The organism is Anaerosphaera multitolerans, assembly GCF_004006535.1.
Classification (GTDB): domain Bacteria; phylum Bacillota; class Clostridia; order Tissierellales; family Peptoniphilaceae; genus Anaerosphaera; species Anaerosphaera multitolerans.
On record NZ_RLIH01000020.1, the window covers coordinates 24,741 to 33,006 of the forward strand.

General features: G+C 33.8%; 9 protein-coding genes. 2 read left to right on the plus strand and 7 right to left on the minus strand.

The window, feature by feature from the left end; genetic code table 11:
* Nucleotides 1–29 precede the first annotated feature (29 nt).
* Genes EF514_RS10080 through EF514_RS10105 form a run of 6 tightly spaced genes read right to left on the minus strand, consistent with a single transcriptional unit; the run spans nt 30 to nt 4,473 of the window.
* Nucleotides 30–923 carry a PSP1 domain-containing protein gene (locus tag EF514_RS10080; RefSeq protein ID WP_127725327.1) on the minus strand — a complete coding sequence of 298 codons (894 nt, stop codon included), beginning with the start codon at nt 921–923 and terminating at the stop codon, nt 30–32.
* On the minus strand, nt 920–1,867 hold the full coding sequence (locus EF514_RS10085; RefSeq protein WP_127725328.1) for a DNA polymerase III subunit: 948 nt from the start codon (nt 1,865–1,867) through the stop codon (nt 920–922). The genes EF514_RS10080 and EF514_RS10085 overlap by 4 nt, the downstream gene beginning before the upstream one ends.
* Nucleotides 1,867–2,151 (minus strand): cyclic-di-AMP receptor, encoded by a 285-nt coding sequence (locus EF514_RS10090; protein ID WP_127725329.1) that lies wholly within the window; start codon nt 2,149–2,151, stop codon nt 1,867–1,869. The genes EF514_RS10085 and EF514_RS10090 overlap by 1 nt, the downstream gene beginning before the upstream one ends.
* An 8-nt stretch (nt 2,152–2,159) precedes the next feature.
* Nucleotides 2,160–2,486 carry a cyclic-di-AMP receptor gene (locus EF514_RS10095; protein WP_127725330.1) on the minus strand — a complete coding sequence of 109 codons (327 nt, stop codon included), beginning with the start codon at nt 2,484–2,486 and terminating at the stop codon, nt 2,160–2,162.
* Nucleotides 2,483–3,100, minus strand: coding sequence for a dTMP kinase (tmk, locus tag EF514_RS10100; protein WP_127725331.1), 618 nt, complete (start codon nt 3,098–3,100; stop codon nt 2,483–2,485). Before tmk ends, EF514_RS10095 begins: the two co-directional genes overlap by 4 nt.
* A complete protein-coding gene (locus EF514_RS10105) occupies nt 3,097–4,473 on the minus strand; it encodes an aminotransferase class I/II-fold pyridoxal phosphate-dependent enzyme (protein WP_127725332.1) in 1,377 nt (458 codons plus the stop codon). The genes tmk and EF514_RS10105 overlap by 4 nt, the downstream gene beginning before the upstream one ends.
* A gap of 222 nt (nt 4,474–4,695) precedes the next feature.
* Here EF514_RS10105 and EF514_RS10110 point away from each other — a divergent pair, with 222 nt between their 5' ends.
* Nucleotides 4,696–6,018 (plus strand): MATE family efflux transporter, encoded by a 1,323-nt coding sequence (locus tag EF514_RS10110; RefSeq protein WP_164845590.1) that lies wholly within the window; start codon nt 4,696–4,698, stop codon nt 6,016–6,018.
* Nucleotides 6,019–6,057: 39 nt separating this feature from the next.
* Nucleotides 6,058–6,663 (plus strand): cytidylate kinase-like family protein, encoded by a 606-nt coding sequence (locus EF514_RS10115; protein WP_127725334.1) that lies wholly within the window; start codon nt 6,058–6,060, stop codon nt 6,661–6,663.
* Nucleotides 6,664–6,843: 180 nt separating this feature from the next.
* Here the strand turns inward: EF514_RS10115 and EF514_RS10120 are convergent.
* A partial coding sequence (locus EF514_RS10120) for an S-layer homology domain-containing protein (RefSeq protein ID WP_127725335.1) occupies nt 6,844–8,266 on the minus strand: 1,423 nt, incomplete at its 5' end.

Below are 8,266 nucleotides of genomic sequence, written 5' to 3' on the forward strand. Positions count from 1 at the left end.
TGAGATTAAAAAATCTCACCTTTCACTTGTCACTCCTTTTCAAGTTCCTCTAGCTCTTCAGCGTCTACTTCCTCTTCTTTTAGTTCGGATTTTTCGTTTTTAAAAGACCTATTGAATTTTCTTGTCCTTTTTATATCCTCTAGAGAATACAATTGATATTCAGATTCTTCATCCTTTGTAAATACAATTTTAACTAATTTCTGAATCGTATAAGTTGCTACAACAGTTCCTCTGCCAATATCCGTTTCAACTATTTCCCCCACATTTGGCATCTTCCTTAATATTTCTTCATAGCCATCCTGCTCATATTTCAAACAACACATAAGCCTTCCGCAAACTCCGGAAATCTTAGTGGGATTTAAAGACAATCCCTGGTCCTTTGCCATCTTAATTGATACAGGACTAAATTCAGATAAAAAAGTACTGCAACAGCAAGCAAGTCCGCAACAGCCTAAAGCCCCTACAGTCTTTGCCTCATCTCTAACTCCTATCTGTCTTAATTCAATTCTAGTCTTAAAAATAGCAGCTAAGTCCTTTACCAGTTCCCTAAAGTCAATTCTCCCCTCAGCTGTGAAATAAAACAACAATTTGGAATTGTCAAAGGTATATTCCGCATTTATAAGTTTCATATCCAAATTGTGTCTTTGACATTGCTGCTCACAAATTATTAAAGCTTCTTTAGCTCTATTTCTATTATCTATATTTTTACTTTCATCTTCTATATCGGCTATTCTAATAACCTGTTTTAATTCCGATTGAATTTCCTCTTCTTCTATGGATTTTGTAATTACTACACTTCCATACTCCAATCCTCTTATGGTTTCTACAATTACGTCATCACCCTTGTCGGCACCTGTTGAATTAGGATCAAAATAATAAATCTTTCCATTTCTTTTAAACCTAACTCCTACAACATCTATCATCTAACTCCTCCTATATTTATGAGAAACTGCTCAATAGTAAGTTCAAAATTAGTGTTACTTTTAAGCAATTTTTGAGTATTAATTATTTCTTCAATTATATAAACAGCATCTTGAGCTGTAATGTTCTGTTTGTTTAAAAAATTCAACTTATCTATATTTACAATATATCTTTCATCTACACCTAAATCTAAAAATGAAATGTCTCTTAAAAATAAAATGAAAAAATTAAAAATTTCATCTAACTGTTCTTTATTTTCATTAAAAAAGTAAAATGTCTTAAAGGGCAATTCCTTTACATTTAAAATCCTATCCAGTATCTCAATACTTCTATCTCTCAAAGCTAAAAATTCAGGGTTATAGGTGTATTTTAACGCCCTACTTACGGAGCCTGAAGACAACTTTGAAAAAAGTCGTGCATTTTTTTCATTTAAGTTTTCCTTATTTATTAAAAACTGCTCTATCTGTTCATTGGAAACTTCTTTAAACCTAATTATCCTAGCCCTTGAAACTATTGTGGGCAATATTCCCTTTAAATTATTGGATATTAAAATGATTTTCAAATAATCCTGAGGTTCCTCCAAAGTTTTTAAAAGAGCATTCTGACCACTTGTAGTTACATCTTCAAATCCGTCAATAATAAACACCTTATTACTTGCCCTATATGGTTTTTTAGCTGCGTCATTTAAAAGATCTTCTATTTCAAGTTTTTTAATACTGTCCTTACTTCTCACAACCCTTAAATCGGGATGAGCAAAATCTTTTATTTCATCGCAGCTAATATCTTCATCATAGGATAATATTCTCTTGGCAAAGGCCTTGGCAGCAGTAAACTTACCCACTCCTTCACTTCCCAAGAATAAGTACGCATGTGATAAATCTCTATTTATTAAGTTGTTATCAAGTTCCTTTAAAACCCTTTCGTTACCAATAAAATCAATTAACATTAAATTCTCATACTCTTTTCAACATTTATTACAAACACCGTTGCTCCGGAGATTTTAAACTTTCCACGCTCATCTTGAAGTTCTTCAGTCTTAGTTATTTCTCTAAAGATTCCGTCTATTTTATCAAGCTCACTTTCTTCGCACCCCAATAGAAGTGTAGTATTTCCACTTTTAAAAAATCCGCCTGAAGAGGAAAGTTTCGTAACATAGATTCCCTCATCTAAAAATCTATCCATTAAATCATCTATAAATTTATCTTGTACAATTGCTATTAACATTTTCATATTATCACCTAGTACCTTTTAAAATCTTCAACATCTAAGACAAAAGCTATGGCTCCTCCCACCTTAACACAAATCGGAGTTGGAATTATAGCCTGTCCCGGAATATTCATAGTTTGAACTATTTTAGTAACTTCTCTGGTCTTACAGTTGTTTTTTATAATTGAAAATAATCTATTTACATCTTCGTCATCTACACCACATAGAAGAGTAGTATTTCCGCTTTTTAAAAAACCGCCGCTACTGCTCATTTTAGTCACTCTGAAATTTTCCTTAGTCAGCTCCTCTATTAATGTCTCAGCATCTACATCTTGAACTATTGATATCACAAGTTTCATATGCTTACCTCCAGTTTTGTTTTTAATATTTCCATACAGCTATTAAAAACCTCATCTATACTCTTAGTTGCATCGATTACATAAAATCTATCTCGCTTGGCCAAGAGGGAATAAGCCTCTCTAACTTTTCTATGAAAATCTTCACCGCTTACTTCCAGCCTGTCTCCTCCAAGTTCTATTTTCCTATTTTCCGAAGGATTTTCTCCCACATCAAATAAAAATACTATATCAGGTTGGAGACCACCTGTTGCAAATTCATTGATTGTTTCAATATTTTCTTCGCCCAGTCCCCTGCCATAGCCCTGGTAAGCTATAGAGGAAAGAACAAATCTTTCACAAAGTACAGTAAGTCCTCTTTCCAATGAGGGAAGAATTTTCTCTTCAACGTGTTGTGCCCTTGACGCTGCATACAACAACGCCTCTGTTCTATCTGTCATTTCACTGTTTTCAGTATCTAGAATAATATCTCTTATCCTTTCAGAAATTTTCGTTCCTCCAGGCTCTCTGGTTTTTATAATATCAATTTTATCTTTTAAACTTTCATAGACCATATTTGCAATAGTGCTTTTACCTGAGCCGTCCGGTCCTTCAAAAGTTACAAAAATCCCCCTCATACAACTACCTCTAACTTATTATTTGAAATGCCTACAACCTCTATTCCGCTCTTTAAATATTCCTCTATCTCTTTAACTATTTCCTTGGTTATTAATTCTCCAAAAGAAACTATGGGAATACCCGGAGGATATGCTGCCACAATTGAAGCTGAAACTTCTCCTTCGGCCTGATTTAAATCCACTTTTTTTCTCTCTTTATAAAAAGTTTCTCTGGGATTATAAATAATTTCAGGTCTTATTTGAGCTACTGTACTAACTTTTTTCCCTATCTTTCTCTCCTTGGCAATCTCAGCTAAAGCTTTTTCAAGAGCAATAAAGTCCTCTTCTTCATCTGCCACTGTGGAAAGAGCGAGGCCATAGTATAAATCACCCATTTCTAATCTTATATTATAACGTAAAAACATTTTTTCTACAATGTCAAAGCCCGTTAGACCATCGATTCGGAAGAGAATTTTACTCGGATCCATATAGGCAACTGTACTATCATTTAAATCCTCTTTTAAAAATTTTACTCTCCCCTTTAAATTCTTCTTTATACTTTCTATATACCCTTCATTTATGTCCAACCTTTCAAAACCCTGCTCTTCCATAAATTTAACTGCATATTCGGAAGATTGAAGCATTAAATAAGATGGCGAAGTTGTTGAAAAAAGATTTATTCCATTCATCACTTTTCCATAACTTATCCGCCTAGTATTTATGTGTAGAAGTGATGTCTGTGTTAGACTTGGTGTGGTTTTATGTGTGGAGTGAACTATAATATCTCCATTACAATTTATGGCGGAGTAATCTTTCCCCTTGGAAAAATTCAAATGAGTTCCATGTGCCTCATCTACTATTAAATATCCGTTATATCTATGTACTACTTCGGCAATCTCCCTTATCTTTAAACAAACTCCAAAATAATTGGGACTTACCACTACAACTACTTTAATATTCGGATTTTCCCTTAACTGTTTCTCCACTTCCTCAGGTTCAATCCCCGTAATTAAATTGTATTCTCTATTATAGTTTGCATATATGTACCTTGGCTTTAAGTCGTTTATTACCAAGGCATTATATACTGATTTATGACTGTTCCTTTGAATTAAAACTTCATCGCCCGGTTTTGTAACCAATGAAAGGGCAATATGTAAAGCTCCTGTTGAACCGTTTACAATATAATGAGAACTTTCAACTCCAAATAGTTTTGAAATTTCTCTTTGCGAATCTAAAATACAGCCCTGCGGATTTAATAAATTATCTGTTGTAAGGGTTTCCGTAACGTCATTTTTAAAATTAAAATCAAAAATATCTTTGCCCTTATGTCCCGGTGTGGAAAAGGAAATTTTATCCTTCATTTTCTCCACTTCATCATATATATATCTATTCATAACTACTCCTTTTAAAATATTATATCATATGGTTTTTTAATTTATTTTTCTATTTTATAAAATTTCTATGGCTTGACTTCTTAAATTATAATTGTTAATATCTATATATAAATTCCTGCCGAGGATTTTGATTGTGATATAGGCCTGTGTTCACAACACAGGTCTATTTTTTTTTAGGTATTATTCTGATTTACAATTAAAAATATGCTATGGAGGGATATAATGAAAAAAGAAATCAGAAAAAATATTTTGAAATATGCCATTCCGGGCATTTTAGGCCTTGTGGCCAATTCACTTTACATTGTAGTTGACGGAATATTTGTAGCTAAAATGTTGGGTCCAAAACCCCTTGCAGCAGTTACTACTGTTGTTCCGGTTGTGGAAATTTTAATTGCACTTAGTCTTATGATCTCCACAGGAGGTGGAATATATATTTCCATATTTCAAGGCAAGGGTGATTTAAAAAAATCCAGAGAGTATTTCAATCATGCTTTGTTGTTCTCTTTAGTATCATCTGTTGTTATACTTGTGCTCTCTTTACTGTTTAGAGAAAAAATTGTAACTGTATTGGGAGCCACACCTGACATTCATGCAGATGCAGTGGAATATTTCACATGGTTTATTTTATTCGTACCTATATTTATGCTTAACTACGCTTTGGGTACTTGGATTAGAAATGACGGAAAACCTGCTCTTGCCATGGCTACTCAAATAGTTGGCGCTGTAGTAAATATAGTACTTGACTATGTATTTATGGGACCTTTAAAAATGGGTCTAGCGGGAGCCGCAATAGCTACAGGACTGGGTCCTGTTTCAGGAGTCCTGCTATTAGCACCCCACTTCCTACTTAAAAAGGGAGATTTATATTTAGAAAAGTTTAAACTTCAAATGAGTAAGATAAAAGAGATTTTAATAGGAGGACTACCTTCTTTCTCCCTTGAGTTCTCTTTGGGACTAATGACCTTTTTCTGTAATATCTTTATTTCAAGAAAAATAGGTGTTGACGGTCTTACTTCCTTTGGCGTTGTGGGATATATAAATTTAATATTCCTATCTGTATTCCTGGGAATGGGACAGGGTACACAACCACTTGTAAGTAGGTTTTACGGTCAACAGGACTTTGAAGATATTAGAAACGTCTATTACTTTTCCCTTAAGATCAGTGTGGCACTTGGAGTCTTTTGTTATGTATTCCTATTAGTGGCGGCTAGACCACTTACTTCAATATTTATTGACAGTAATAATATAGAGCTTACCAATGCAACAGTTACAGCTATTAAATTGTTCTTTGTAACTTTCCCTTGCACAGGCATAAATGTCATAACTGCAAATCTGCTGGCTGCAAAACATTCTGTAACTTCTTCTATATTAATTTCGCTACTACGCTCCTGTATCTTCTTAGTACCGACTTTACTAGTACTAAATATATTTAGCAACAGTCTTTTGATTTGGTTAGCTGTTCCTATAACAGAAGCTATCTCAGTTATTGCGACATTTATACTTTGGAAACGAGATTCTTACAATATGACCAATGCCTATTTGTAGTATAATAGTATTAAACCTTTGTTAATGGGAGGTAATAAAATGAAAAAGAAAATTTTAACGATTAGTCGTGAATTTGGAAGCGGAGGGCGTACAATAGCAAAGGAAGTTGCCGATAAACTTGGATTCGCATACTATGACAATGAATTGGTAACTAAAATTGCAGAGGAAAGTGGTTTTGATCCTGAATATGTGCTTAAGAGCGGAGAAGAGGTAAAATTTTCAAATCCCTTTCTCTATAATATATCCATAAATACAAGAATGGTTCATAGTCAACTTTCAGCTGAAAATCAACTTTTTGTAACTCAATTTAATATTATTAAAAGATTGGCCGAAGAGGAATCCTGCGTAATCGTAGGCAGATGTTCAGACTATATACTTAGAAACCGTGACGATTGCTTAAATGTTCATATTCATGCGCCTATGGATTTCAGAGCCGATAGAATTGTAAGAGTATATGGAGAAAATGACATATCTCCTAAAAAGAGAATCAATGACAAGGATAAAAAAAGAAAAACCTATTATGAATACTATACCGACCGTACTTGGGGCGATTCTAAAAATTTCCACATCTGCCTTGACAGCAGCGTAATAGGTATAGAAAATTCCATTGATTTTCTTATAAATGCAATGCAAATTGATTATTAACAGCAGCAAAACCTCCAGATAATAATTATCTGGAGGTTTTACCAGTTTTAAGAAGTTTACTTATAAGGATTTACTAATGTTAATTTAAACCTCTTTATATTACTGTAATTTAGAAAATTTTCATACTTATATTTCCAAAATTCTAAATATCTTTTCACTTAAGCTGATTTTAATGGAAGCTTAGCTTCTTCCTTTGCTCCACTCTTTTTCAAAAGCATCCCAATTTTTTGGAGGTAAGATTTTAGTCCATTTTTCAATTTGACTTCTGCTTTCTCTCTCACACTCGTGTGAATTTGTTGCTTCTTGAATTTGAGCATAGTACCAAGCATTGGTATTTGTATTATCTTTCCAAGTTTTCATTGTGCTTAGCAGATTATACTTGTCCGGTTTTCTGTCAAAGACTGCATTTATAAGGGTTACAGCCTCTGCTCTTGTAATTTCTTTATCCGGCTTAAAACTTCCATCTGGATAACCTGATATCAATCCCTTTTCCATTAGATTGTTTATTTCTCTTTCAGCCCAGTTTCCTTCTATATCTACAAATTTATTATTTGTCAAAGAACTTCTATCTAACAGGAACTTTGAAGCCATTGAAGCAAATTCAGCTCTTGTCATATTTGCATCCGGTCTAAACGTACCATCCGGATAACCGGTTACTGCTCCTGCATTACTAAGTGTAGATATTGCATTGTTGTACCAATCATCTTTACTTACGTCACTATAATTATTTACAGTGCTCCAGTTGTTGTCTCTTGCGCTATCTTTCATTAATCTAAAGAATATTGTAGTAACTTCAGCTCTGGTAATTTTTCCTTCAGGTCTAACTGTTCCATCTGGATAACCTATTAAGTAAGCCTGGTGCTCTTCTCTATTTAAAGTTGATGTAGCTCTTCTTATACTTCCGCCCCACCAGTACCATCCTCCGGGTTCATCCCTTACTTCAATTTCCTTTCCGATTATGTCTCTTTTATTCACTACAGCTATATTCTTTATTCTATCTCCGTCTCTTGCACTGTTATTTACCTTCACTTCAATTGTTAAAGTAAATGTCTCTTTTACTTTCAATTCCGGCAATAGATACTCTACCGATTGATTTTTAACTTCAGCAGAACTTGGACTTACTCTTACTATGTCCAGTTTACTAGGAATTTTATCGCTTATCTTAACATTTGCTAAATCAAAGCTTCCAGTGTTCTTAACGTTGATATAGTACTTAAATCTGTCTCCTCTTTCCACTACCCTGCTCTTTAAATTATCTGTCTTAGTCGCTTCAAGATTCGGTTTGTAATCTTCTCCAAATTCATTAGTAACTGTTACTGTAGCCTCCCTGTCTTCATCAGTAAGTTTAACTACTCCTGAAGCCGGCCTATAACTTGGTACAAGTTTTTGACTGTCAATCTCTTCCACTTTATATTCACCATAGTACAGTCCTTCTAATGTCTTAGATTCTCCCACCTTTAATTCAAATATCTCTTCAAATACTCCTGCTTCACTTTCAGGTCCTGTAACTTTAAATTTGAACTTTAAGTTTTCTAAATCTATTTCGTCTATTGCATCTCCCTGATTAAATTCTTTCTTAACTGTCAGCTTTCCGTCTTTTTCT